Origin of the sequence: Paenibacillus sp. FSL K6-0276, assembly GCF_037977235.1 — a bacterium.
Taxonomy (GTDB): Bacteria; Bacillota; Bacilli; order Paenibacillales; family Paenibacillaceae; genus Paenibacillus_AQ.
Window position 1 is genome coordinate 938667 of record NZ_CP150276.1, and the last position, 26068, is coordinate 964734.

General features: G+C 42.8%; 23 protein-coding genes and 2 pseudogenes. 15 read left to right on the forward strand and 10 right to left on the reverse strand.

What is annotated here, in order from left to right:
* Positions 1 to 7: 7 nt before the first annotated feature.
* Complete coding sequence (locus MHH52_RS04150; protein WP_340006804.1) at positions 8 to 472, forward strand: YdeI/OmpD-associated family protein; 465 nt, start codon at positions 8 to 10, stop codon at positions 470 to 472.
* 96 nt (positions 473 to 568) lie between these two features.
* Here the strand turns inward: MHH52_RS04150 and MHH52_RS04155 are convergent, their stop codons facing one another.
* On the reverse strand, positions 569 to 1024 hold the full coding sequence (locus MHH52_RS04155; RefSeq protein WP_340006806.1) for a GreA/GreB family elongation factor: 456 nt from the start codon (positions 1022 to 1024) through the stop codon (positions 569 to 571).
* Between the two features lie 396 nt (positions 1025 to 1420).
* Between MHH52_RS04155 and MHH52_RS04160 the strand changes: the two genes are divergently transcribed.
* Positions 1421 to 1615, forward strand: a complete 195-nt coding sequence (locus MHH52_RS04160; RefSeq protein ID WP_313641041.1) for a sporulation protein Cse60 — start codon at positions 1421 to 1423, stop codon at positions 1613 to 1615.
* A 189-nt stretch (positions 1616 to 1804) separates the two neighbouring features.
* On the opposite strand, the gene katA is transcribed toward MHH52_RS04160, so the two are convergent.
* Together katA and glgP are read right to left on the reverse strand one after the other, a co-directional pair.
* On the reverse strand, positions 1805 to 3262 hold the full coding sequence (gene katA, locus MHH52_RS04165; RefSeq protein ID WP_340006808.1) for a catalase KatA: 1458 nt from the start codon (positions 3260 to 3262) through the stop codon (positions 1805 to 1807).
* Between the two features lie 244 nt (positions 3263 to 3506).
* Positions 3507 to 5123, reverse strand: coding sequence for an alpha-glucan family phosphorylase (gene glgP / locus MHH52_RS04170; RefSeq protein WP_340006810.1), 1617 nt, complete (start codon positions 5121 to 5123; stop codon positions 3507 to 3509).
* Positions 5124 to 5375: 252 nt separating this feature from the next.
* Between glgP and rbsK the strand changes: the two genes are divergently transcribed.
* Both rbsK and aroD read left to right on the forward strand, forming a co-directional pair.
* Positions 5376 to 6311 (forward strand): ribokinase, encoded by a 936-nt coding sequence (gene rbsK, locus MHH52_RS04175; protein ID WP_313641044.1) that lies wholly within the window; start codon positions 5376 to 5378, stop codon positions 6309 to 6311.
* Between the two features lie 50 nt (positions 6312 to 6361).
* A complete protein-coding gene (gene aroD, locus MHH52_RS04180) occupies positions 6362 to 7126 on the forward strand; it encodes a type I 3-dehydroquinate dehydratase (protein ID WP_340006811.1) in 765 nt (254 codons plus the stop codon).
* A gap of 173 nt (positions 7127 to 7299) precedes the next feature.
* On the opposite strand, the gene MHH52_RS04185 is transcribed toward aroD, so the two are convergent.
* The 4 genes from MHH52_RS04185 to bglX all read right to left on the reverse strand — a co-directional run bounded on the left by MHH52_RS04185 (position 7300) and on the right by bglX (position 12490).
* Positions 7300 to 8091: a MerR family transcriptional regulator gene (locus MHH52_RS04185; protein WP_340006812.1), complete on the reverse strand. Its 792-nt coding sequence runs from the start codon at positions 8089 to 8091 to the stop codon at positions 7300 to 7302.
* Between the two features lie 211 nt (positions 8092 to 8302).
* Complete coding sequence (locus tag MHH52_RS04190; RefSeq protein ID WP_340006813.1) at positions 8303 to 9055, reverse strand: 3'-5' exonuclease; 753 nt, start codon at positions 9053 to 9055, stop codon at positions 8303 to 8305.
* 194 nt (positions 9056 to 9249) lie between these two features.
* The gene (locus MHH52_RS04195; protein WP_340006815.1) at positions 9250 to 10218 is read right to left on the reverse strand and encodes a metallophosphoesterase family protein; all 969 of its coding nucleotides are present in this window, start codon (positions 10216 to 10218) and stop codon (positions 9250 to 9252) included.
* A gap of 112 nt (positions 10219 to 10330) precedes the next feature.
* Positions 10331 to 12490 (reverse strand): beta-glucosidase BglX, encoded by a 2160-nt coding sequence (gene bglX / locus MHH52_RS04200; protein ID WP_340006816.1) that lies wholly within the window; start codon positions 12488 to 12490, stop codon positions 10331 to 10333.
* Between the two features lie 591 nt (positions 12491 to 13081).
* Between bglX and MHH52_RS04205 the strand changes: the two genes are divergently transcribed.
* The 5 genes from MHH52_RS04205 (at position 13082) to MHH52_RS04225 (ending at position 18616) form a co-directional block, all read left to right on the forward strand.
* Positions 13082 to 14017, forward strand: a complete 936-nt coding sequence (locus MHH52_RS04205) for an ABC transporter permease subunit (protein WP_340006818.1) — start codon at positions 13082 to 13084, stop codon at positions 14015 to 14017.
* Between the two features lie 28 nt (positions 14018 to 14045).
* Positions 14046 to 14942, forward strand: coding sequence for a carbohydrate ABC transporter permease (locus tag MHH52_RS04210; protein WP_313641051.1), 897 nt, complete (start codon positions 14046 to 14048; stop codon positions 14940 to 14942).
* A gap of 75 nt (positions 14943 to 15017) precedes the next feature.
* Positions 15018 to 16592: a DUF3502 domain-containing protein gene (locus MHH52_RS04215; RefSeq protein ID WP_340006820.1), complete on the forward strand. Its 1575-nt coding sequence runs from the start codon at positions 15018 to 15020 to the stop codon at positions 16590 to 16592.
* Positions 16593 to 16660: 68 nt separating this feature from the next.
* Positions 16661 to 17683, forward strand: a complete 1023-nt coding sequence (locus tag MHH52_RS04220; protein WP_340006822.1) for a LacI family DNA-binding transcriptional regulator — start codon at positions 16661 to 16663, stop codon at positions 17681 to 17683.
* 45 nt (positions 17684 to 17728) lie between these two features.
* Positions 17729 to 18616 carry a sugar phosphate isomerase/epimerase gene (locus tag MHH52_RS04225; RefSeq protein ID WP_340006823.1) on the forward strand — a complete coding sequence of 296 codons (888 nt, stop codon included), beginning with the start codon at positions 17729 to 17731 and terminating at the stop codon, positions 18614 to 18616.
* Positions 18617 to 18698: 82 nt separating this feature from the next.
* On the opposite strand, the gene MHH52_RS04230 is transcribed toward MHH52_RS04225, so the two are convergent.
* The 3 genes and pseudogenes from MHH52_RS04230 to MHH52_RS04240 all read right to left on the reverse strand — a co-directional run.
* A complete protein-coding gene (locus tag MHH52_RS04230) occupies positions 18699 to 19445 on the reverse strand; it encodes a fused MFS/spermidine synthase (protein ID WP_340009482.1) in 747 nt (248 codons plus the stop codon).
* A 4-nt stretch (positions 19446 to 19449) separates the two neighbouring features.
* Positions 19450 to 19641, reverse strand: a pseudogene (locus MHH52_RS04235) (helix-turn-helix domain-containing protein); the annotation flags it as partial.
* Positions 19642 to 19732: 91 nt separating this feature from the next.
* A pseudogene (locus tag MHH52_RS04240) lies at positions 19733 to 19978 on the reverse strand (ABC transporter permease subunit); the annotation flags it as partial.
* A 308-nt stretch (positions 19979 to 20286) separates the two neighbouring features.
* Between MHH52_RS04240 and MHH52_RS04245 the strand changes: the two are divergent.
* The 6 genes from MHH52_RS04245 to murF all read left to right on the forward strand — a co-directional run bounded on the left by MHH52_RS04245 (position 20287) and on the right by murF (position 25971).
* The gene (locus tag MHH52_RS04245) at positions 20287 to 20607 is read left to right on the forward strand and encodes a Beta-galactosidase C-terminal domain (RefSeq protein WP_340006824.1); all 321 of its coding nucleotides are present in this window, start codon (positions 20287 to 20289) and stop codon (positions 20605 to 20607) included.
* Between the two features lie 173 nt (positions 20608 to 20780).
* On the forward strand, positions 20781 to 21755 hold the full coding sequence (locus tag MHH52_RS04250; RefSeq protein ID WP_340006826.1) for a phosphotransferase: 975 nt from the start codon (positions 20781 to 20783) through the stop codon (positions 21753 to 21755).
* A gap of 105 nt (positions 21756 to 21860) precedes the next feature.
* On the forward strand, positions 21861 to 22394 hold the full coding sequence (locus MHH52_RS04255; protein ID WP_340006828.1) for a GNAT family protein: 534 nt from the start codon (positions 21861 to 21863) through the stop codon (positions 22392 to 22394).
* Positions 22395 to 22659: 265 nt separating this feature from the next.
* Entirely contained in the window at positions 22660 to 23574 is a 915-nt protein-coding gene (locus MHH52_RS04260; protein ID WP_340006830.1) for a helix-turn-helix domain-containing protein, read from the forward strand.
* A 198-nt stretch (positions 23575 to 23772) separates the two neighbouring features.
* A complete protein-coding gene (locus MHH52_RS04265) occupies positions 23773 to 24225 on the forward strand; it encodes a hypothetical protein (protein ID WP_340006832.1) in 453 nt (150 codons plus the stop codon).
* Positions 24226 to 24594: 369 nt separating this feature from the next.
* Positions 24595 to 25971 (forward strand): UDP-N-acetylmuramoyl-tripeptide--D-alanyl-D-alanine ligase, encoded by a 1377-nt coding sequence (murF, locus tag MHH52_RS04270; RefSeq protein WP_340006833.1) that lies wholly within the window; start codon positions 24595 to 24597, stop codon positions 25969 to 25971.
* Positions 25972 to 26068 lie beyond the last annotated feature (97 nt).

Here is a 26068-nt window from a genome sequence, read left to right on the forward strand (position 1 = left end):
GGTAGCTATGTTCGAATTTGAAGCTAAATTAGTGAGACCTGATGCGAATGGAAGCTGGACTTATCTTAACGTCCCTTTTGATACAGAGGAAGTATTTGAAACCAAATCCAGGGTACAGGTAAAAGGAAGTGTAAATGGTATCCTCTATAGAGGAACGCTTATGCCCCATGGAAACGGGAAGCATTTTATGGTGGTAAAGAAAGAACTACGGGACCTAGCCGAGGCCCAGTCTGGAGACACCGTGCGTGTGACGATGGAGCAAGATCATCAATTACGGGAGGTAGAAGCGCCAGAAGATTTTCTCGACGTACTGAGTGCCCATGAGCAGGCAGAAACTTATTTTAACAGTCTGGCTTATTCTTATCAGAAAGAATATGTGGTCTGGATTGAAGGGGCGAAAAGACCTGAAACCAGAGCATCACGGATCGAAAAGTCAGTTAATAAGCTGGCAGAAGGATTGAAGCTTAAATGAGTATGAAGAGCTGAGCAGGCTGAATAGATGAACAGCGTCCTCTTCCATATGATTGGAAAGGGACGCTGTTTATGTTGGTTATATGTGCGAGTTGGCTTAAATAAGAACGGCTACCTCACCACAATTCACAAACTTAATACTTTCGATCTTTACCGATAACTCACCTGAAGGTATAGCTAGCTGACATGTACTGCCGAGCTGAGCCAACAGCAACTGCATGCCTATAGGCGAGAACATTGAAATCCTGTTATCATTGGGTTCAGCCTGGTTTGGAAATACGATGGTGTAGGTATCTGTAGTATTGTCGTCTAAGTATCGAAGCTGAAGCTGACTTCCAATCAATACGAGCGAGTTCAATTCTTCACCATTAAAACGGGATAGTAATTGTTCCAGCTCGGAGCAATAACGGGACAACAGCGTTTCAGCGTTGCTTCTTTGTTTGCTTCGTTCTGGGAAATACTGATTTAGAAATGCGATTTTTTCCTCATCAAAATAGATAAGCTGCTGGACCAATTGTGTCCTTGAGCCTTCATAGATTAGACTATGGTTCATAGTAGATTTCACCCCCTCTAATTAGCACATTCTTTGTGAATTTGTTATGACGAGTTGCCATATTAAAATCCCTCCTATACAAATAGAGGTCCCCCAGTGGAGACCTTCTGATCAGTATAACAGCTTCTATATGTAAATCCAATCCATTTTGTAAAGGCAATTAATTCTTACTAAATATTGTATTTAAAACGTTTGACTATTGTATAGTTGGGTGCTATGATAGGCTGATGTTATAGGCATTTCGTAGAAAACTGCGGAATGCCTATACTATATTTTGAAGATATTTTTACATTAAATGTTACCAGGGGAGTGATACGCCATGTACATTTCGTTGAGTTTACCTATAGAATCTAGACATAAAAAGTAACTAATAAATTTATCAAAGGAGAGATCAGGATGATTCAAGTAAAAGAGTTTGTAGATGCTGATAATTCGTATGCTGAGAATAAGGCTAATGAGTTCTTGGCTGGGCTGCGTGAGGAACAGATTGTGAATATCTGTTACGGTTCGGTAGTTAAATCTTCACGTGATGGGGCAGAGCATCAAAGAAGCAGTATACTGGTCGTGTATAAGACAAATGAAGGGCAATAACTGGAATACGTTTTTTTCGTGCTTATCTATTGTCTCATCACTGTGCATTGTGATCGTCCTTATTTATTATGTGTTCAGCTAATTAGCCCCTAATGGAATACTTAATCGACAACTTTTATTATGAAAAAAGAGGACCTTTCCCATTTACGGGTAAAGGTCCTCTTTGATTGTATAAGTGCATTTACAGTCTTATACTCCGTCTGGGACGGATAATCCTAAGCCGGATGCAACACGCTGTCCCAATTCTGGATCAGCTTTATAGAAATGAACAATTTGACGAAGTTTAATATCGTTACTTTCAACTGGTGTCATAGCACCTACGATATTTTGAATAAGACGGGAACGTTCTTCTTCACTCATCAGACGATACAAGTCACCAGGTTGTGTATAATGGTCGTCACTATTATAGGAGACACTCTCCGCATTTCCGGATACTTCGAACGGTGATGTTTTGTGCTGCGATGCTTCTTTTGGTCCACCTAAGCTGTTAGGCTCGTAATAGGCACCAGATCCGCCATTGTTGCCGAGTGCCATACCGCCGTCACGTTGATAGTTCTTCACTTCTACTTTTGGACGGTTGATAGGTAGGCTGTTATGGTTAGGGCCTACACGGTGACGGTGGGCATCGCCATAAGCAAACAGTCGACCCTGTAGCAATTTATCAGGAGAAGCTTCAATACCAGGGACGAAAGAGCCAGGTGAGAACGTAACTTGCTCTACTTCCGCGAAGTAGTTCTCTGGATTGCGATCCAGTACCATGCGGCCAACCTCAATTAATGGATAATCTTTTTGTGACCATACTTTTGTGACATCGGATGGATCAAAGCGGTAAGTCTTCGCATCTTCGACCGGCATAATTTGCACGTAGAGCTTCCACGCAGGGAAATCTCCTTTATCAATAGCATTGAACAAATCTTCTGTATGATAATCTGGGTTCTCCCCAGCGAGTTTGGTAGCAAGGTCTGGATCAAGATTCTTAATGCCTTGTTCTGTTTTGAAATGATATTTCACCCAGACGGCATTACCTTCGGCATTTACCCACTTGAAGGTGTGGCTTCCGAAGCCATGCATATGTCTCAGCGTAGCTGGAATTCCGCGGTCTGACATCAAAATCGTAACCTGATGTAGAGATTCCGGCGATAAAGACCAGAAGTCCCAAACCGCATTAGGGTTCTTTAAGTGTGTCTGTGGATCACGCTTCTGTGTATGAATAAAATCTGGGAACTTGATTGCATCACGAACGAAGAATACAGGTGTATTGTTACCTACGAGATCATAGTTTCCTTCTTCGGTATAGAACTTCACAGCAAAACCACGTGGGTCTCGTACAGTATCAGCAGAGCCTAGCTCACCAGCTACCGTTGAGAAACGGATAAACAGTGGTGTACGCTTGCCAACGTCAGACAAGAAATTAGCTTTTGTATATTGAGTCAAATCCTGAGTGACTTCAAAATACCCATGAGCGCCAGCACCCTTAGCATGAACGACACGTTCAGGAACACGTTCTCTGTTAAAGTGGGCTAATTTTTCAAGCAGATGGACATCTTGCAACAAAGTAGGACCGCGATCACCGGCTGTCATTGAATTTTGATTGTCGCCTACTGGAGCACCCCAGCTGGTCGTAAGATTATTATTATTGGAGCTCATTAATAGAATCACCTCGTAAGATTTGATTTTAGATTTAGTATAAGTTCTATATTAATGTTTTTTGGAGAAAATGCAATACTTTTTAAATAATTGACACATTACAGTATGTGGTAATCGCCGTCACATTCAGAAGTATATGATAGACCTAGTGATTAATTGCTTACCAGAATTAAAAAAGAAACAGCGCACCTCTACCATCACTGGAGGGGTACGCTGTACTTTAGAAGATATCGGTTTCTTGTACTTAGGCTTTAATGTACATTCTGTTGTAATATTCATCCAGCATTCTTTTGGTGGCAAATTCGGTGCGTGTCGTTTCGATACTCTTTTTCATCATTTGTACCCACTGTTCACGATTCTCGTAATAGGTTGGGAGTACACGATTCAATAGGGTGTCGTATAACGCATCACTATCATGCTTATCCAGAACCTCGAAGTCAGTTGTCTCGAAGCCGTCTCCAATCTGCCAGCCATTCTCGCCATCAATGCAGGCTTCCGGCCACCAGCCATCTAGAATAGAACAGTTCAATACGCCGTTCATGGCTGCCTTCATCCCGGAGGTTCCACTTGCTTCCAGCGGTCTGCGCGGATTGTTGAGCCAAATATCAGAACCGCGTGTCAACTGTGCTCCGATAGTCATATCGTAATTCTCCAAGAAGACAACACTCTTCGGATATTTTTTCATCATTGCTACTAGGTTGCTGACGATTTTTTTGCCGTTATCATCGAGTGGATGGGCTTTACCAGAGAAGACGATTTGTATTTTACCAGACTCCAGATAAGGCTCAATAATTTCTGGTTGTGAGAAGATCAGGTCACTACGTTTATAAGGAGCAGCTCTGCGCGAGAAGCCGATGAGTAGATTGTCAGCATTTAGACTAATGCCGGACCGTTCTTTGATGAAATCAATCAGTTCTCCCTTAATTTCCTTATGCACTGCCCATAGATCGCCATTTTCTTCATAGGCTTGTGTCATTCTTTCATCTACCCAGGTAGGGGTATGAATAGCATTAGTAATGCCAATGATGTCCGATCTTCCAGCAACCTCTTTCCACATCTTATTGGCCGTATCCGCATGAAGCTGAGCCACTGCATTGGAAATACGGGAGAGTCGCAGACCGGCAATCGTCATGTTGAACGGCTCACCACCGATTCGCTCCATCTGGTCGCGGGTTAAACCATTGAATGCACTCATATACTCTAGACGGTCGAGCGGATGGGTTTCGTTGCCTTCTTTTATCGGCGTATGTGTAGTGAACACAACCTCTTCCCGAGTAGCTTTCCAAGCTTCCTCAAAGGTGTTGCCTCCGGACATTTTCTCACGGATTAGCTCGATGGCTGCTAGGGCCGCGTGGCCTTCGTTGAAATGATAGACATCAATAGGAATTCCCAGAGCACGCATAGCTTTAACTCCACCGATACCAAGTACGATCTCTTGTGCGATCCGTTCCTCGCCGAACCAGCCGTACAGTTGTCCAGTAATCCAAGCATCATTATTCTCGGGGATATCCGTATCCAGTAAATACAACGTGCTGTTGCCAAAATAATCAGTCTTCCATACTTTGCACACCACATCGGTCTTTCTGACTTTAACGGTTACCTTCACCCCTGTATCTTCAAGGAAATCATAAACATAATTGTGATAGGAGTCGTAAGGATTACCGTTCGCATCAATCTTTTGGTCCGTATAACCTTGTTTCCACTTCAGCCCAATAGGGATGATAGGGGCATTGATATCCTTGGCTCCCTTAATGTAGTCTCCGGCGAGAATACCCAACCCTCCGGCATACATTTTGAAATCGGAATGAAGCCCATACTCCATACTAAAATAAGCTACTGATGGTAATTTTTGTTCGTTCACTTGATAAGCCTCCTAATCGCGGATTAGATTGAATTGCAGTAAAGGTGCTGGCATTATCTACGATGCAAACGTTTGCTTAAAAAACGATCGACAATCGTTGTGGAAGCGATTGCACAACACCATTTTAGCACACTTTATCTATAAAAGCATAACGTCGATTTGGTGAAAATAGCCAATTCGGGGCAAAATCAACGGAAGTGATTGATAAAGTGATGGGAAGACCCTAAGATAAAGAGATTGAAGAAATAATTAATGGTGGTGTCTAAGTTGGGTATAGTTGTGATTGGAAGCTTAAATATGGATATGGTAGTACGTACGAACCGGGCACCGAATGCTGGAGAAACGCTTATAGGACAAGTATTTGCTCTATCTCCTGGTGGAAAGGGAGCGAATCAAGCGGTTGCCGCTGCACGTCTGGGTGCAGAGGTTAGTATGATCGGAAGAGTCGGAAAAGATCCCTTTGGAAGCGAAATGCTGGAGATTATTAGGCAGGAAGGTATTCATATAGAACATATCTCAGTGAGTGAGTCTCAGGCAACGGGTGTAGCTTCAATCGTTATTGAAGAAGATGGAGAGAATCGGATTATCGTTGTACCCGGAGCGAATATTGATCTCTCTGTGGAGAATATACAAGCGTTAGAGTCAGTGATTAGCCAGGCTGAGATGATTGTGATGCAGCTTGAAATGGATCTCGCGATGACTGAGCACGCTATTGCCATCGCACATCGACATGGAATTCCGGTCATTCTGAATCCAGCACCTGCTAGAGTACTTAAGGACGAGATGTTGGGTCAAGTATCGTATTTGACTCCTAATGAGACTGAAGCGGGAATTTTGACTGGAATGACTGTAGATAGTTTAGAGAATGCTGAGCAGGCAGCCCGTATTTTGCTGCAAAAAGGTGTTCAGAACGTTATCGTAACCTTGGGCTCTAAAGGCGCATTGATCGTTAATGCTGAGGGCGCTAAGTCAGTTCCGGGTTTCCCGGTAAAGGCGATAGATACGGTTGCTGCCGGAGACTCATTTAATGGCGCATTAGCCCAGCAGCTGGTCCTAGGCAAGACATTGGAGGAAGCGGTGAGCTTCGCTAATGCTGTTGGAGCTCTGGCTGTAGGGAAAGAAGGCGCGATCCCATCGTTGCCGCTGTTGTCAGAGGTTGAGCAGTTTCTAAAGGTGTATCGGCAGTAAAATAAACAGTACAGAATCTATATTAGACGACTGGATAAGGGGCTGAATTTATGAGCAGGGCAGTAACCGTTAAAAATGTGATCATCGGTGAAGGAATCCCTAAAATATGTGTTCCGATGATTGGAGCTACTTTGTCTGAACTGAAACAGGAAGCCAAAGCGCTGAAGGAGCTGAGCCCCGATTTGGTGGAGTGGCGGACGGATTTTTTTGTTGAGGTTGAAGACGTAGAGGCGGTCAAGTCAGCGCTAAGCGAAATCCATTCTGTAATTTCGGAGTTACCACTGATTTTTACTTTTCGGAGTGCTAAAGAGGGCGGCGAGAAGCAGGTTAGCACGGAATATTACATAGCACTGAATAAAGCTGCTGCCGAAAGTGGTCTAGTAGATATAATAGACGTTGAATTATTCAATGAGGAACAGGATGTAAAGGTACTAGTCGAAGTGGCTCACGCTCATAACGTGTCTGTCATTATATCGAATCATGATTTTCAGGGAACACCTTCTCAAGAGGAGATCATCTCGCGACTATGCAAGGCGCAGGAGCTTGGTGGGGACTTGCCTAAAATTGCGGTCATGCCTCAAGATGCGGGGGATGTGCTGACTCTATTGGAAGCCACCCATACCATGAAGGAAAAATATGCAGACCGCCCGATTATAACGATGTCCATGGCGGGGGCAGGGGTAATCAGCCGTCTGGCTGGTGAAATTTTCGGTTCCGCGCTTACCTTCGGAGCGGCGCATAAGCCCTCTGCACCAGGGCAAGTTGCTGTAGTTGAGCTGCGAAATGTACTGTCACTGCTGCATCGCAGTCTATAAGGGTTATCAGCAAGGTTCCGGATAATAGAAATAGAGCGGCGACCGGATTTCCGATGCCGCTCTATTTCTATTTCAAAATATAAGAAGTACAAGTTTCACGCTATAAATTATCCTTCTATTTTTCGCAGAAACGATCATCGTCCCTGAGAGGACGCCGACGGCGTTTCTTCTTCTTATTTTGTTCCCGTGTATACGTGAACGGCATCTCTTAAGAACGCTGCAAGTCCAGGGCGTCGCTTATCATAATACTTGGTAAAACGTTCATCATCAACATACATTTGCGCTAGCGCAGCATGTGCCTCTTTGGAATAGGAATTCCAGTAGAAGGAGAGCCACTGGCGGTGTAGGTCAGCACTTTTTTGCGCCAATATACTGGCAGGATCTCCATGCTCCATAGCCTGTACGAGCGTCTCGAACATCTCCTCCTCAAGCTGCTGTATAGCCGCATATTGCTCTTCTGTCATACCTTTAAGCTTCTTGTTGGATTGATCCACAGTGCTGTCCCCGTATTTCTCCCGAATTTCTTGACCGTATTTCTTCTCGTTGTCATCTACCAGCTTTTGCTTAAAACCTTCAAATTTTTCAGCGTCACTCATAGTAATTCTCCCTTCTTGGTGAGCCAGCGTCTGTTCGACGTTAGCGATTAATTGATCTAATTGATGTCTCTTTTCAAGTAGCTTGTCATGATGCTCCCGCAGCGCTTTGGCTCCGTCGAATGACGGTTCAGTCATAATAGCTTTGATACGTTCCAGACTTAAGCCAAGCTCTCGATAAAATAAAATTTGCTGTAGTAGATCCACTTCGGCGCGGCCATAGATACGATACCCCGAAGAGTTGATTCTCGCCGGCTTAAGAATGCCAAACTCATCGTAGTAGCGCAGGGTTCGCGTACTGATTCCAGCTAGCTCAGCGAGCTTCTGTACTGTGTATTCCGTAGTATCACCTCCCACAAATTCAATGTACACCTTAACGTAGCGTGAAGGTCAAATGTTTTTTTAAAATATAAGAATGTATAAGTTGCACGCTATACATTATCCTTATATTTCTACGAGAAACGGTTGTTATCCATAAAGGATGACAATGTCGTTTCTTCTTGTAGTACCCAAAACAGCGGCAGTTACCCTCTGAATGATCATTGGGAAGACTGCCGCTGCTATGAGTTGCTGATGTTTGAAGTTATTTTTGACCCATCTGCGCCGCAAAATAATTCTGTAATTCCTCTAATTTACGAGGATCGGTTAGGGTTGTTTTGTCTGAGAAGTAGTGTTCGAGAACAAGGTCCCAGGTAGGTACAATTTTTTGCGAGGTCATCGCTTTAATGGCAACTTTGACTGTCTTACGTTCTTTGGCATTAGAAAAGGTATCTACATAATGCTGTGAGCGCTCAAAATCCAGATCCTTAAACACAGCGCGGAAGATTTCCGAAGTCATCTTTGCATCATCCAACGCACGGTGAGCAGATCCAGAAGGTTCAAGTTCGAACAAAGCCATCGCGCCTTCGACACTGATATCATTACTTAGGCCGCGAGCCCGCAGCACACCTTTCAGTAAATCGAAATACGTAGCGGACATCCAGTAGGAATCGTCCATCTTGTGCATACGCACATCCTGAATGATACGCTTCATGTCCTCGCCACCCCAAGTAAGCAGCAGCACTCCGTCCGTACTTAGGTCAAGCCACTCTCTAAAAGCAGTAATTACTTTCGGGAAGCGGGCTGCGATATCGATTTCCTCTTGGGGAATACCGGTTTTTTTCTTAATGAAAGAATTAAGGGTGGAGAAATATATGGGTTTGATCAAGGAAGAAAATTCATCCTTATACTGCAATGAAGAGTCTAACCGGACGGCTCCAATCTCAATGACCTCCATAGGGTGCTCGCTGGCAAACTTACGGCCGTTGAATTCGATGTCCAGAATAATATAATCCACAGGTACTTGCCTCCGTTCCATGACTGACGCTGTAGTGCTTAATACGTCGACTACTCTATTTTAACAAAAAAAGCGATGTAATGGGGAGTATGGGAACAAGCTAATATTGGAACATAAAAAAGAACCTGCACTATGCGGGTTCTTTTTATAACTATAAATGAGCAAAAACGATTGCAGAAAACGGAGTAAGACGATTAATGCTCTGAATCGGTAGTAGGCTCAGGCTGATGAATCGGCTGTTCCAGTACGACAGAACCGTCTTCAAGACGAAGCCAGGTAGTGAAGTCCTTAGTGCCTTGGGTAAGTCTTATGACGCGTGCTCCACGCATAAAGCCTTCTTTTCCATAAGTGTTATAACCGGTGGCCCGCCCGTAGCAGAGCCGTATGCCGTACAGGTTGCCCGTAAAATCGTTGATATGGTCATGCCCGCAAAAGGTGCCAAGCACATCGCCCATTTCAAGCAAAGCCGAAAATAATCCCGAGTTAACATGTGGTGAGCATACACGCTCGGACTTATGTCCATGACAGACTTGTGTTGACCATACTTCCTGGTACTCAGGAATCGGGATATGGAAGAAAGCCAATGCGGGCAGTCTGTCTTCAGCAGTCTTCGGATTCAGCCGTGCGGATTCAGCTGTCAGCCAGTTGATCTGATTCCGGCTTATCCAATTGTAGCCAGGAATATGCTCCAGCTCGGAGTAGCTGCCGGAGTCAACAAAATAAAGGACAGCGGCCGCATGGCCATCTTGATCTTTTATTTCAAGCGTGTAATTGCCTGAACCTTCAAGATCCTCTGGACCAGCCTCGGCTAGGCAGTGGGGATGTTCCAATGCAATCTGCATCAATTCACTGCGGGAAATCAGGGTTTCTGTATCATGGTTGCCAAATACGAAGGCCCAAGGGGTACCTGTTTTCTCCACAGAAGCGACAGCATCCCGAAAAGCTTGGGCGGGGTCCTCACACGCCTTTTCGCCAGGTGAGACAGGGGCGGTGTAAATTAGATCTCCCGTGAAAACCACAAGATCAGGTTGTTCCGCTTCCAGAACGCGTTCCATCAGTTCCCGGGTACGCTGATCTTCGGCTCTTCCATCCATCCAGTGAAGATCAGTGAACTGTACAATTTTCAAGGTTCCATCTTGCTGAAATGATAAGCTGTGTCTCATTGGGGTTATCTCCCTTACTGTCTAATATTGAATTCTAAGCTGCGGAAGCGGAGCCGCTTATGCGTCATCAAGCCGATGAAGGCTGACACTATCAGCTATGTAGCTATAGACGTTAGCCGATCCAGATCCGCTGGGTGAAATGATCTCCAGAGTTTCTACCAATCATTATATCAAATTCTCCGGGTTCAAAGACCAGTTGATCGTCTTTTCCGTAGAACATCAGCATTTCTCTAGTGATCTCGAAAGAAACCACTTGTTTCTCATGCGCTGCGAGAGTGATTTGTCGGAAGCCCTTCAGCTCCTTGACCGGGCGCACAACGCTTGCGCTGACGTCATGGATATAGAGTTGAACGGTTTCTTTGCCGGCGATGTCTGAAGTATTCTCCACCTCAATGGAGGCAACAACTCGATCGGCAGCATCAACATTGAAGTTGCTGTAATCAAAACTGGAGTAGCTCAGGCCATAGCCAAAGCAGAACAGCGGGTCATTAGGGCAATCCAGATATCGGGTTACATAACGCACATTGGGATATAGGGGATCATAGGGACGCCCCGTCTGATAGGCATTATAATAGACAGGAATTTGCCCAACCGAGTAAGGAAAGCTCATAGATAAACGACCGGACGGATTATAATCTCCGAACAGCACATCAGCTAGTGAGTTTCCGGATTCTGTACCCAGAAACCAGGCTTGCAGCAAAGCGTCGCTGGCCTCAAGAACGGGCTTTAGTTCCAGCGGTCGGCCGCTAAATACAACGGTAACGATCTTTTTGCCGGTATCTTTCAGACGCCAGATCAGCTTCTCCTGATTGGTCGACAGGCGCAGATTGGTCTTGCTTCCGCCTTCCCCAGTATCCTGCTGATTCTCACCGACCGCAGCGAGAATTACATCGCAATCTTTCAGGCGCTGGAAGGCTTCTTCGATTTCATCCTCCACATCAAAGACACCCTCTAGCATGCTTCCTAGCTCACCAGTCATTGCCGTAATAATATCTGCGGCAGATGTTTTTTGAGAAATGCCGTTGTAGAGTGATACGGCAGGGTCTTTTTCCGTTCCAGACCAACCGCCCAGCACATGAATGGAGGTGGCGAAGGGACCAGCCATTCCAATCTTCATGCCGCGTTTAAGGGGCAGAGCGTCATTGTCATTTTTCAGCAGCACCACTGAGCTGGCACCAAGCTCTCTCGCGGCTTGCAAATTCTCCACGCTCGGCGTAGGCGCCTCATCTACTAGCGGATCTGCATCCTTGAATGGATTGTCAAACAAGCCGAGAGCGTCCTTGAGTTCTAGCACCCGGATAACGGCTTCATCGATCAAGGAGATATCAAGCTTGCCTTCCTCGACCAGACCGGCGCCGTGGTTTAGATAATGGGTGGACATCATTTCAATATCAAGTCCGGCAGCCAGACTTTTCTCCGCTGCTTCACGACCATCCTCGGCAGCACCATGAGGGATTAGCTCATTGACGGAATTGAAATCGGCGATGGTAACGCCGTTGAAGCCCCATTCCTCACGCAGAATCCCGCGGAGAAGTTTGGAATTACCGCTTGCTGGTATACGATCAATCGTATTGAATGCGGCCATCACCATGGCTACACCAGCATCTACTGCAGCCTTATAGGCTGGTAGATAGAACTCACGTAATACGCCGAGGGACATATCCACCGTATTGTATTCACGACCGCCTTCGGGAGCGCCATAACCGGCGAAGTGCTTCACACAGGCAGCGATACGCCCTTTTTCTTTTAGGTCTTTACCCTGATAGCCCCGTACCATGCTTTCGGTTACATGGGCATTCAGATAAGGGTCCTCACCGGATGTCTCCATCACCCGTCCCCAGCGCGGATCGCGTACGAGATCAGTCATAGGTGAGAAAGTGAGGTGAATACCGGCAGCCGCGCTCTCCTTGGCTGCAATTTCAGCGAATCTTTCGCAGGCTTCCATGTCAAAGCTACAACCTATCGCAAGCGGGATCGGAAGGATGGTTCTGTAGCCATGAATGACATCCGCCATGATGAGCAGGGGAATCTTCTGGCGGCTGGCTTGCAAATGCCGGGTCTGCAGATCAATCACATTCCTGGCTCCAATGCCGTTCAGAACGCTTCCGATGTTCTCCATTACCTGCGGCTTAATGTTCAGTTCCTTGAATGGACCGGTTAAATCCACGGTATCATCCAAACCCCAATAGTGAGGGCCTAGCTGGGTTAATTGGGCCAATTTTTCTTCTAGAGTCATATCGTTCACAAGATCTTGGATAAACGGTTTAGTCATGGTTAACACCTTCCTCGTGAGCGCATTGAAAGTTATTGTGACAAATAGATGTGCTATACCTATAAGAAAGCGCTTGCGGTTTGTGTTCGCCGCTGCTTGGAGCGGGAGCGGGTTCCGAGTAATGGATAGCTTTCAATATCCTGTTTCGTGTGCACACGTAGATAAATATAATTGGATAAGACATGAAATAGATCAGAACGGGGAGTTCATCGTCAGACGTCATATATAGAGGCTGACATATCTGTGAAAGAACATATAGAAACGTTTCCATTAACGATACATATCGATCTTAGTCCGAAGACCATAAAAAGTCAATTATCTTCGTGAAATCGGCCGATTCATTATATTTAGGTTGTAAAATGTGATTTTTATTACTAGAAAATCAAAAATAAAATGAATTGACAGCGCATACATCTAGGGAGTATGATTTTCGTACAGGGAGTTTCAAAGAAATTATGGAAACGTTTCTATATCATCCGATACGCATTATCATAAAGGATGAGCAAGCAGTTTCATGCTGGTTGCGGGACAAGAAAGGAAGCTAAGTTATGCATGTGACGAAATGCATCTTTCAAATTGGAGGTGGGCTCATTGGCAAGAATTAAACTTGCGGGTGGAAGTATTGTCCGAGAAGTCATTAAGAACAAAGTGCTTTTTCTAATGTTGCTGCCTGTAATCCTATACTTCATTATTTTTCACTATGCGGTAATGCCTGGGGCTTACGTCGCATTCGTAGATTACAAGCTCAACAAAGGTATTTTCGGAAGTAACTTTATCGGTCTGAAAAACTTCGAGTTTTTGGTTCAAAATGGCGATCTATGGAATATTACCAAGAACACGCTGCTTTACAACATCGTTTTCCTAGCTCTGGGTAACATTATTCAAATTGTGTTTGCCATTATGCTATCGGAGATCTCGGGTAAGTGGTTCAAGAAAGTGTCTCAATCCGTTATTCTCCTACCCTACTTTATCTCTATGGTTATTGTCGGTGTGTTTGCTTATAACATATTCAATTTCAATTCGGGTTTTATCAACACGATGTTAACAAGTGCAGGTCTGGACCGTTACGAGTTCTATTCCGATCCGGGTATCTGGAAATATATCATCGTAGCCTTCAAGATCTGGGCCGCTACCGGATATGGAATGATCGTCTATCTGGCAACGATCACAGGGATTAATCATGATCTGTACGAGGCTGCTTATATGGACGGAGCCACTACCTGGCAGCGAATCCGTTATATGACCTTGCCGATTCTGAAGCCAACCTTTATTCTGCTTTTACTGTTTGGTATGGGTGGAATTCTCAAGGGTTCCTTTGACCTTTTCTATAATCTGATCGGTACGAACTCGGTGCTGTATCCGCAGACGGATATCATCGATACCTATGTCTTCCGTTCACTGGTGGGACAATTCAACTTCTCTATGGGCGCCGCGGTGGGCTTCTACCAATCCATGTTTGGCCTGATTCTGGTGCTAGTAGTTAACTTTATTGTTCGCAAGGTTGAACCCGATAGCGCATTGTTTTAAGACCAGACAAGAAACAGGGGTGATGAATATGGAAACTTCAAAAATCAAACAGGATTCCGGAAGTATTATCATAAAAGCGATTAGCTATATCTGCATTAGTATCTTTGCACTGTTCTGTGTATTTCCCTTCGCACTAATGATCTCCTCATCGTTCATGAATGAGCAGGAGATTGTCCGTGAAGGCTACAAGCTGTTGCCTAAGGAATTTTCCTTTAAGGCTTACGAGATGCTGCTCAGCAATTCGGCCAAACTGGTGGATGCTTATCAGATAACTATTTTTATAACTGTAGTGGGTACGGTCCTTGGACTGTTCATGATGTCGATGGCTGGCTTCGTGCTTAACCGCAAGGATTTCAAGTATCGCAACTTCTTTTCCTTTCTAATTTACTTCACGACACTCTTCAGCGGTGGCTTGATTCCAACGTACATCCTGATGGTCAAGCACCTGCATATGAAAGACAACTTATTTGCCATGATTCTACCGGCTGTAGTTGGCGCATGGTCGATCTTCCTGATGCGTAATTTCATGAAGGCGATTCCGGATTCCTTATATGAATCTGCTACCATTGACGGTGCTGGCGACTTCCGTATCTATTGGCGGATATTTATTCCGCTGGCGGTTCCTTCCTTAGCTACCATCGGGCTTTTCTCGGCGATAGGCTTTTGGAATGAGTGGTACAACGGGATGTTATATATGGACTCCCCGACGAAATATCCACTCCAATACTTCTTGCAGCGAATGGTCAATCAGACGAATCTCGGTACACTAATCAACTCGGGGGCAGTTATCAATACGGCTGATCTCCCAACGCAATCCATCAAGATGGCTACAGCTGTGCTGGCCACCGGACCAATTATTCTCCTCTATCCATTTGTACAGCGTTATTTCGTAACAGGCCTCACCGTCGGGGCTGTAAAGGGTTAATGGACGTCTCCTTTTCGAAGGCGCGTTTATTATAAATGTAATTCATAAATAGAAGAGAAAAGGGAGGCTTACCTAATGAAAGGTAAAAAAATTGCGTCTTCTTTACTTGCTGTACTCATGCTTACTGGGGCATTGACAGCCTGTTCATCGAAGAACAACGAGGCGAGTAATGATCCGGCAGCTACGAAGGCACCAGAAGCTTCAACGAATGCAGGAGGAGTAGACACTTCCAAAGAAGCTAAGTTGGTGTACTATCTGTGGGGCAGTGAAGGTGTTCAAAATAAGGCGATTCTAGCTGAGATTAACAAAAAGCTCAAGGCTGATCTCAACGCTACAATTGAAGTGAAGTATATTGACTGGCCGGATATCAATACGAAATACCCGTTGTTGTTTGCTTCCGGCGAGCAGTTTGATATGTCTCATGCATCTCCAGGAGCACCGGTATCCTATTTCACATTGGCTAGTGAAGGCGCTCTAGTGGACCTTACAGATATGCTCGATAAAGTTGCTCCTAAGCTGAAGGCAGAAATCCCTGCTAGTGTATGGGAAAATACTAAGTACAAAGGTAAAATCTATGGTGTTCCGAGTCTTTATAGCGAATATACACCGAATGGTTATGCCTATCGTGTAGACTTGCTGAAAAAATATGGCATGGAAAAAATTACAACTATCGATGATATGGTTAAATACATGGATAATGTTGTTGCCAATGAGTCCTTCCCACCAATTAACGGTAAGTCTGAAGATGCGGCCAATATGTTCAGAATGCTCGTAGATACTACAGGAATGTGGCTTAACGCACCTGGTATATCTTTGAATGAACTGAATCTTGTGACCAAAAGTCCAGAGGACTACAAGACCGTCTTCCATCCAGCATACACTCAAGAATTCGAAGATTGGGCTGTGAAGATGCGTGAATGGGCAGATAAAGGATACTGGGGCAAAGATGTGCTGTCTGCAACTCTTGGTAGCAAAGATAACTTCAGAGCAGCAAACTCTGCAGGTTATTTGACTCATGCTCAGGACTGGATCGGCCAATACGGTGCAGATTTGAAGGCACAACCAGAGGCAGAAACTGCATTCTTTACTTTTGCGGAAGCCAACAAGAAGATCAAACGTAAGATGGGCGTTGACAACTCGACTGTAATCAGCACGAACTCCGAGAATCCAGAGCGCTCTCTGATGGTGATCGAGAAGTTCATGACTGACGAAAGCTACTACAACCTCATCCAAAACGGTATTGAAGGCAAACAATATGTTATGGAAAATGGTGTTAAAAAGCAGCCTCCAGGCTTCAACGAAAAAACGGACGGCGGAGGTTTCGCTGCTTGGTCACTTCGTAATGACAAATTCGTAGTTCCTACGGATACAGAAAACCCAATTCGTAACTCCTTGTTTGCAGAGTGGGATAAAGTCGCTATCGATGATCCATACAATGGCTTTAGCTTTGATCCATCGAATGTAACTACAGAAATTGCTTCCATCTCCAACGTGAATTCCCAGCTTGGTATTCAATTGATGCTTGGTAAAACAAGCAAAGATCCTAAAGCTGCTGTAGCGGATTACCGTGAACAACTGAAAAAAGCAGGAATTGACAAGGTTATTGCCGAAGTAGAAAAGCAATTGGCTGAGTTTGTTCCAGTGAACTAAAGAACGTTAAAAGGTGTGAGGGAGCTATAGTAGCATATAGCTCCCTTACTTATAAGTGGGGGAGTATAGTGGACGTAAATATCAAGGATATCGCGCGGATTTCCGGTGTGGGCATCTCGACGGTTTCCAGGGTCATCAACAATAAGGGGCTGGTGAGCAAGGCTACACGGGAAAAGGTTCTGAATGTTGTTAAGGAATACAATTACATTCCTAATTCTAATGCAAGAAATTTAAAAACGACGGAGTCTAAGAACATTGCGCTCATGGTCAAAGGGATTACCAATCCGTTTTTCTCCAATATGATCAAAGAAATCGAGAGGCAGGCTAATCTTCGAGGTTACCCCTTCCTCATTCATCAGGTAGAGGATGGAACGGATGAAATTAATGCGGCGATTCAGCTGACCAAAGAAAAGAATCTATGCGGGATCATCTTCATGGGCGGAACCTACAATCATTCTGAAGAGAAATTCAAGCAGCTGACGGTCCCATTTGTTCTGACAACGATCACCTCTACACAAGAGGTGGACCCTGATATCTTTTCTAGTGTCACCATTAATGAATTGAAAGAAGCCTATAAGGCCACCAATTATTTGATCTCACTTGGGCATGAGAATATCGGTTTTCTAGCTAAATCCCCATTACTGGATGAAACTACAGGGAACCGGCGATATTTGGGCTACAAAAAAGCACTGGAAGAACATAATCTGCCTTACGATGCACAGCTGGTGGAGGATTGTGAATATAGTCCCAGCTCGGGATTTGATGCAGCTCGAAGACTGCTTAAAAGGAATAAGGGAGTAACCGCAATATTTGCGGCGTCTGATACAATTGCAATCGGTGCTGCCAAAGCTGTACTTACCGCGGGGTTGTCTATCCCGGATGATATTTCAATCATTGGCTTTGACGGGATCGAGATGGCTGAATATTTTCATCCTTCGCTCGATACGATCAGCCAACCGGGTACAGAAATGGCCTTATCCAGTGTAGGCGTCCTGTTTGATCTTATTTCTGGACGGTCAAGCCATCAGCATATTGTCTATGATGCGGTATTGCTAAAGCGTGGCTCCTGCAAGATGATCAAAGCTCCTTAAAATTTAATGCTGACTATAAACCATATCATTGGAGTGGTAACCCAGATGCAAGACACATTAAGAATAGGTACTTTAGTTCGTGGCGGGGAAGCTGTCGCCGTTATTCCGCAAATTGCTCAGCATGGGTTTGAATCATTTAACCTGAACTTTTGGCAGACTACTGGTGAAACCAATCTTGTAGAAACAGCTGCACGACTGAGGGAGTTGGCCGCTGAGCATGATTTTGTCATCTCTTCCGTTGGGATTTATGGTAATCCACTTTCAGGAACCGGCGACAATGCTGACACCCTCGCCAGCTGGGAGCGGCTAATTGATCATGCGCATTTATTCGGCACGGATATTATCGGTGGATTCACCGGACGTCTGCCTGGTTCGTCGATCGATGAGTCGATTCCAAAATTTGCAGAAGTGTTCGGAGAATTGTCTAAAAGGGCAGCGGACCGCGGCCTAAGAATTGCTTTTGAAAATTGCTCTATGGGCGGAAACTGGCAAACCGGAGAGTGGAATATCGCCCATAATCCTTCAGCCTGGGAGAAGATGTTCAATGCCGTTCCGGCAGACAACCTGGGGCTGGAATGGGAGCCGTGCCACCAGTTGATAGGTTTAATTGATCCGATTCCACAGCTGCGTAAATGGGTAGACAAGGTGTTCCATGTACATGGCAAGGACGCTACCATTGCCTGGGATATCGTTAAGGAATACGGTATTCATGGACCCAAGCCTTATGTATGGGACCGGACACCTGGCTTTGGGGATACGAATTGGGTGGATATCATTACTATTCTGCGCCAGGCTGACTACAAAGGTACGATTGATATCGAAGGCTGGCATGATCCTGTCTACCAGGGTGAGCTAGAAATGACTGGACAAGTGCATGCGCTAAATTATTTGAAGTATTGCCGAGGTGGCAACTTTGTCCCTAATCCGGTTTAATTGGTACCAGATGGAAACAACCCAAAAATGACCTCAAATCCACAGTGAAGTGGAGGATGAGGTCATTTTTAAATTCAGAATCCTAATCCCGAATAAGATATCCTTGTCCAAGCTGGATTTCATTAAAGTCTGCCATCTGGCGAGCTTGAAAGTGAATCGGCTTAAATCCACCTATAATAATGATGTTTTGGATATCAGCGGCCCCTTCTGAAGGCAGTGAAAAGGATTTGATATATGTAAACTCTTCCGCGAGTGTTGTGTAAATAGCGTTAATGTGCGGGTCATTTTCACCTTTTCCCATTAGATTCATAAGGATATATCCTTCGGAATTCAGTTTTGAATGAGCGATGCTGAAAAATTCTCGGGAGATTAAATGCCTAGGCGTGCCTGCGGCGGTGAAAGCGTCCAAGATGATGTAATCATATTTTTGTGGTTCCTCACCTTCAAGGATCTGGCGTCCGTCACCGATCATCACGTTATCTTGGCTGTATCCAAAACAGCGGCGGCTTAATTCCACTACTTCACTGTCTAGCTCGGCTACTTTAAATCTTTTGTCCGGAAAATGCCCGGCAATCGTTCCAATCCCATGACCAATAAGAAAGACATCCTCGAAAGAGGGAGCGTTACATTCCATCAAGTGAATGATGGCTCTCGGATATTCAAACACAATTCGTTCTGGGTGATTAAGATCCATCGCACCTTGAATGGCATGATTGGAAAACTGCATGACGCGAAACGCACCTTTTTCACCATATAATTCTGTAGTGTCATAGACGGTAATCTCATGATTATTGCTACTCGTGTGAAGCTGTGAATGCAAGTGATCAATCTCCTTATACGATAGAAATTCGTTTATATTCATTGAGTGTAACGCCGACTACACGTTTAAAAAGCTTATTGAAATAGGCAGGATCGCCATATCCAACTTCTGCTCCAATCTCGTGAATCTTAAGGTCTGGGGCATTCTTGAGCAAATGTTTAGCTTTTCGAAGTCGGATTTCCGTGATGTAGTCCGTTAGTGTAAGTCCGGTCTCTTGTTAGAACAGCTTACTTAAATAGCTTGGTGTCAAAAAAACCATGTGTGCTAAGGTGTTCAGATCCGCATGTTGATTATAAGATACTGATAGTCTTCAAAATTATCAAAGTAGCCGTTGCTGGCGTAAGTAATGGAAAAATAATCGATCGATAGATTTTGAACAGAGATGCACCTTCGACTATCACACTTTCATCCAGATCGACGGGAATATTTCGGATGAATTGCAAGTAAAGAATAATTTGAATGACATCCGCTCCAATATAGAGAACGATCGGGGCGCCAAGTGTATTGTAGAGGCCCATATTCTTAATGATACCAAAAGTCGCCCGTATTTTCTGCATTAGTTGCTGCGGGCTTATCTGTTGCGGTAGCGCCATTATTCGTACTGTTGCTATTGTTAGAGCCACAGCCAGCAAGGGTTGATGATAAAACCATTATAATAAAAAGATAACGAAAATAACTTATTCTTCATAACATAATCCCTTTTTCATTATTATGTTAGCGGATGTTAAATTGAAGGCACGGGAATAGACAGTTTATTTCAAAAGAAAGCAAGCCAAGAGCCTGGCTCTTGGCTTGCTTTTTCTATTGGTATATAAGTTTTGCCTGTTCATACCCCGTTCATGTTGAAGTCATGAGGAGTACATCTTTTGTTACGAGAAATCATCGCGGCAAAGGCGAAGTTTGGTATCAAGGAGCAGTCTTTAATGAACAGGCAGCGTCCAAAATCATAGATCAAATCGGTCTCAAGTCGCCGGCAGATTGGATCGATCTTCCTGAAGAAATGGAGTTTCAAATTCGTAACGGAGCTTCTTCAAGCTATACATTTGTGCTTAATTATAGTGAAACGCCTGCCTCGATCCATCTGCATGAGACTAAAACTGATTTACTGAGCGGCAAAACGTTGTCAGGTGAGGTTACTCTGGAAGGCTTTGGAGTATTGATTTTGCATTAATGCTATGAATAAAGTTAATGGAAATAATTGGAGATATGTATTAGATAACTAATATGTAGCTCTATTTTTTTTAGCTATCAAGATACTTTAAATATAGTTATTTATTCCAACAAAATACAACGAGCAACAGGTATAATATAAAGAATATTCTAGATTTGAAGGAGAGAAGTAGCGTGATCATTGAAGCAGAGAAAGTATTGTTGCAGTATTCGTTCATCGATCCAATGATTGAATTCATTAGACATAATGAAAATATTACATTTAAAGTGACCAACAAACCGGATAACAGGAAGTACTTGTTACGTATACATAAACCAATATCTGAAGGGTTTTCAGGCTTGCAACATACTCGAGAGGGATTACAGTCAGAAATGTTTTTTCTTCGAGAAATCGATCAAAAGAACATACTGAAAGTTCAAAGACCTGTTGAAAATCAAAAAGGGGAACTGGTCACTGAATATAGCTCGGATCAATTTGGTACTAGCTTGGCAACTCTTTTAGAATGGATCGATGGCTCGACGCTTACCCAAGATGAAGACAACATTGATCATATTATTTATAGATTAGGCGAGAATCTTGCCAGCTTGCATGAATTTTCACGAACGTTAATGCCCTTGGAGTTACATAGACCTGTCTACAACGTCAAAAAGATTGATGAAACGTTAATAGAACTTCAACAGGGTACAAACAATGGATTCCTCAATCAGGAGGATTATGATGTTATCAATAGCGTTCTATCCGTAGTAAAAGAACAGTTAACAGAACTGGACGCTAGGGAAAATTCATGGGGATTCATTCATGCTGATTTTCAACTGGGGAATGTCATTGTGTCAGAACAAAATCCTACCTTAATAGATTATTGCTTATTTGGATATGGATACTATTTGTTTGATTTAGGCAGTGCATCTTCCATGCTAAAAAGTGAGCTTCGAAAAACCCTTTTAGATGGTTATGCTTCTAAAACAAGCTTTTCGCTTAATGAGATTCGGTACATTGAAGGACAAATATTTATGGATATTTTCATTAGTTATGTATTTTTTATTCATGATTCTGATAGGAACGGCTGGATAAAAGAGCACGCCTCCCAAATATGTAGCACGCTTTGTCGAGATTTTCTTGAAGGGAAAGAGGTATATTATTCGTTTTAGAGATAGTGTGATACTCTAATGGGGAATGATCAATGAAGGGACTGAACTATGCGCAGAGACCATTATTTTTAAGCCAACTATTAAAATTTAATGGAGGTAAAAATAATGTTAACTATAGAGTTACACACAGAACGATTACATTTAAGAAAAATGAAGGTATCGGACTCGCCTAGTTTGTTTAAAATTTGGTCTGATCCAGAGGTTACCAAGTTCATGAATATTAATTGTTTCACTGATGAGAATCAGGCAAAAGATATGATTAAACTTCTCGATGAATTTTCTCAAGATAACAAAGCTATTCGTTTCTCCATAATTGAAATGGATTCCAATGAAATCATAGGTTCTTGTGGTTTCAATTTCTTAGATTATGAAAACGCAAAAGCGGAAATTGGATATGACATTGCTAAAGCATTTTGGGGAAGAGGATACGCTTCAGAAGCAATCTGTGCTTTGTTAGATTATGCATTCTCATCTTTAAAGCTAAATCGAATCGAAGCAAAAGTGGAACCCGAAAACGTGAATTCAGTGAAAGTCTTACAGAAGCTGAACTTTACGTTTGAAGGAACACTAAGACAGTCTGAAAGAGTAGACGGGAGGTTTAACGATCTCAATATGTATTCCAAATTAATAACAGATTGATTGTATCTATTGTGAACGATTTAACTAACGGGCAGCATAGCATGGCGGAGCCAATGTAAACTGTACCCTTCCGATATTATGATATCTTTAGTTGAACTGACGAGGGAGTTCAAATCAACAAAACAGCAGCCGGCATGTAATCGGCTGCTGTTTTTGTTGAAGTATAGGGTAGTATAATGCGGTTTTCTTTACAAAAAATGTACAGTTCTTGTAAAGTGATATTGCGAACAAATTCCTATAATTTAAAAGAGAGGAGGTGCGCGTAATGAATAACTTTAATTCTTTTGAGTGTGTAGTGGAATACCTGGAGAATATTATACCTTGCTCAGATGAAGTTGATTATAGTGTCATTTCTAAGATTGCAGGTTGTCCTGCTCCCTTATTTCAGCGTATTTTTGTGTATATTACCGGAATTACTATTAATGAGTATTTGAGGAGACGTCGATTAACGTTGGCGGGCTATGATATCAGAAATAGCAGTGGGAAAATTATTGACATTGCTATGAAATATGGTTTCAATTCCCATGCTGCTTTTACAAGAGCATTCAAAGAGCACCACAAGGTTTCACCTTCTAGTATTAGAAAGGTTGGAGAACAGCTTAATGATTATCCTCGCACCTCCTTTACAAATATTAGAATTGTAGGAGGAAAACGAATTATGGCAGAGCTTAAAAAAATCGAGTATGTAGAATTTAGAGCTTGTAAAATTGTAGGTATGATGAAAATGACTTCGTTTCAAAAGGCTGGAGAAGAGTGCTGGGGTTCAGCATTTAAGGAAGGCGTTTTTGACAGAATTCAAGAAATTGAAAGATGGATTTGCAAAGATATTGATGATTATATTGGACTTGGGCATATGAGTAAATTTGTTGGAAAAGATAATTTCCAATATATCATAGATAAATTTGTAGAACTTGATGCACCTGTTCCAGAAAAAATGTATTCAGAAAATATATCCGCAGGAACAGTTGCTAAAATATGGATAGAAGCCAATAACCTTAACGATATTATTGATAGTGCATACTTAATTTGTTCCGAAGCGGTCGAGAAAACAGGATACAAAATTGATTTTGAAAACTTTTATTGGTGTGATGTCTACACATACGATAGATTTAGCAGACCGCTAGAAAAAGGACGGAAAATTATTCTTGATTATTTGTTGCCTGTAATCAAAGATGAATAGTAAAGAAGATTTAACTCCCATGGAAGAACGCAATTACTTCCATAATCTGTGGTGTCGCGTGAGCGACATGGATGACTAACGGAGAACGTTAGCTCAAATACGATAAGGCAGCCGGTCAGTCAACGCGATACGAACGGGCAGAATAGTTCCAATATGTGGTATTCTGAGATAAGGGATTTGAACAGGGGGGCAATGTTGATGGAAATAAAGCATCCAGTTAAGAGTCCATCAAGGATTGGAACCATTATAGGCATGATAGTGCTTATAACGAGTCAATCTATTCTTGTATTGAGATTATGGGATCATAGGGGGTTATTCTACGCTTCGTTAACAGCGGTTCTTATGTGTTTAGTTGTACTGTTACTCGCATTGTACAGAACATTTTTTAAGAAACCAACGGAGTTATGCCTATGCAATGAGCAAATCATATTAAATGGGAAAATAATTAATTCAAGGGATATTAAAGTGATAATGACCAGGGGGTACTTTAAACCTGTTATTGGGATATTACCTTACAGGAGGAAGATCGTCCCATTGGATATGGCATTTAGGTATTCAAAGGATGAGGATAGAGGTATCTCGGATTTAAAGAGTTGGGCAAAAATGAACAATATAGAGATGGTCAATAAATCGTTTCAAACGTGGATATAAGTGTATTCAAAAGCACTATTCGGTACGGTAATTATCTTATTCAGAGGATGAGCTTAACCAGGATGACATGCTTGTTCGTTACGCTAACGGAGAACTATAGCTAAATACAACACGACGGTAGTTAGATAGATAATTGGCTGCCGTCTTTTCATCAACTGACGAGATGGTAGGTCAAGATTAAACATCGTGAACCTTAAGTGTAAGAACCACCTAAGGATGAAAAATCCTGCATGATGGTTCTTTTTTTCTCTCCTCTCCCATGTCATTATCAATATGAGGCGATTAAGAAGACTCCAGGATCTCTAGTTCGTTCGTGAACGTTCGATCGCGATCCAAGCAAATGAATAATTATTGTCAATTGGTGGTGCTATGATGATTTCTCATAAACTAAAAGCAATAGAACAAATGGCTGAAGGTGATGGATTATCTCAAGAGTTTGAGGAACTTTTGATTCAAGGAGTGTCTATCGATTCCAGAACAGTAAAGCCAGGTAATCTATTTATTCCAATTATAAGAAATTTAGACGGTCATGATTATGTTAAAGAAGCAATATCAAAAGGAGCAATGGCATCTTTTTGGCAGAAGGATCATCCAAACCCGCCTATTCATTTGCCGCTAATCTTTGTAGATGATTGCTTGCAATCTTTGCAAAACTTAGCAACTAATTATCGAAAAAAACTTTTAGTCAAAGTAATTGGTGTTACAGGTAGCAATGGAAAGACAACTACAAAAGAGATGCTCAGTTCAGTCTTACAAACAAAATATCGGGTTCATAAGACCGCAGGGAATTTAAACAGTCAGGTAGGTGCTCCATTAACGATTTTGGGTATAGATAGGGATGCCGAAGTTGCAGTAATTGAGATGGGGATGAGTGAAAGAGGTCAAATTGATCAATTAACTCAAATTACCCAACCAGATTTAGCTGTTATTACAATGATTGGTGTTTCCCACCTATCTAGCCTCGGTTCTAGAGAAGAAATAGCCGCAGCAAAATTAGAAATTGTGAATGGTTTACAGAATGGTGGGTGTCTTGTCTACAATGGTGATGAGCCCTTGTTAGCAAAGGGACTCGAAAATATACAAAAAAACACCTCAATATTAACCATTAGTTTCGGTGAAGGGAAATTAAATGACATTAAATTTGAAAATGCAGTAACTAACTCCGACGGTTCCTATTTTTCTGTAGGTGATAGTGAATTTTCTATACCACTTCTCGGTGCACACAATATTACAAATGCACTTGCCACAATTGCAATTGCTTCAAAACTGGGCTTGAATTCAACAGAGATTAATGAAGGTTTTCGTTCTTTAAAAATGCCGGATATGAGAATGGAGAAGATTGATTCTCCTTTGGGATTTACAATAATCAATGATGCATGGAATGCTAGCCCAGTTTCAGTGAGCGCAGCAATAAAAACTTTTCAAGAACTAACTGGTTATAACAGAAAGCACTTAGTAATAGGTGACATGCTCGAACTTGGTGACCAAGAAAAGGTGTTTCATCGAGAAATTGGCAGAGACCTTGATTCAGATAAAATTCATTATTTATATACAATCGGTGCTCTAAGTAGCCTTATTGCTTTAGAAGCCGAAAAGCGATTTCCAATGGGTACTGTACAAACATTTTTGGATAAAATGGAGTTGGCTAAAGTATTAAAAAATAAGGTTAAGAAAAATGATGTAATCTTGCTAAAGGCATCAAGGAGAATACAACTCGACTCAATCCTGCCGATATTAATGCAGTAACTATTACGCCAGGGGTACCCATTTTCATCATCTGTGGTGCAGCGCTTGCGCTGCATGTGTGGCTAACGGGAAACGTTAGCAGAAGAGCTTGCCATGG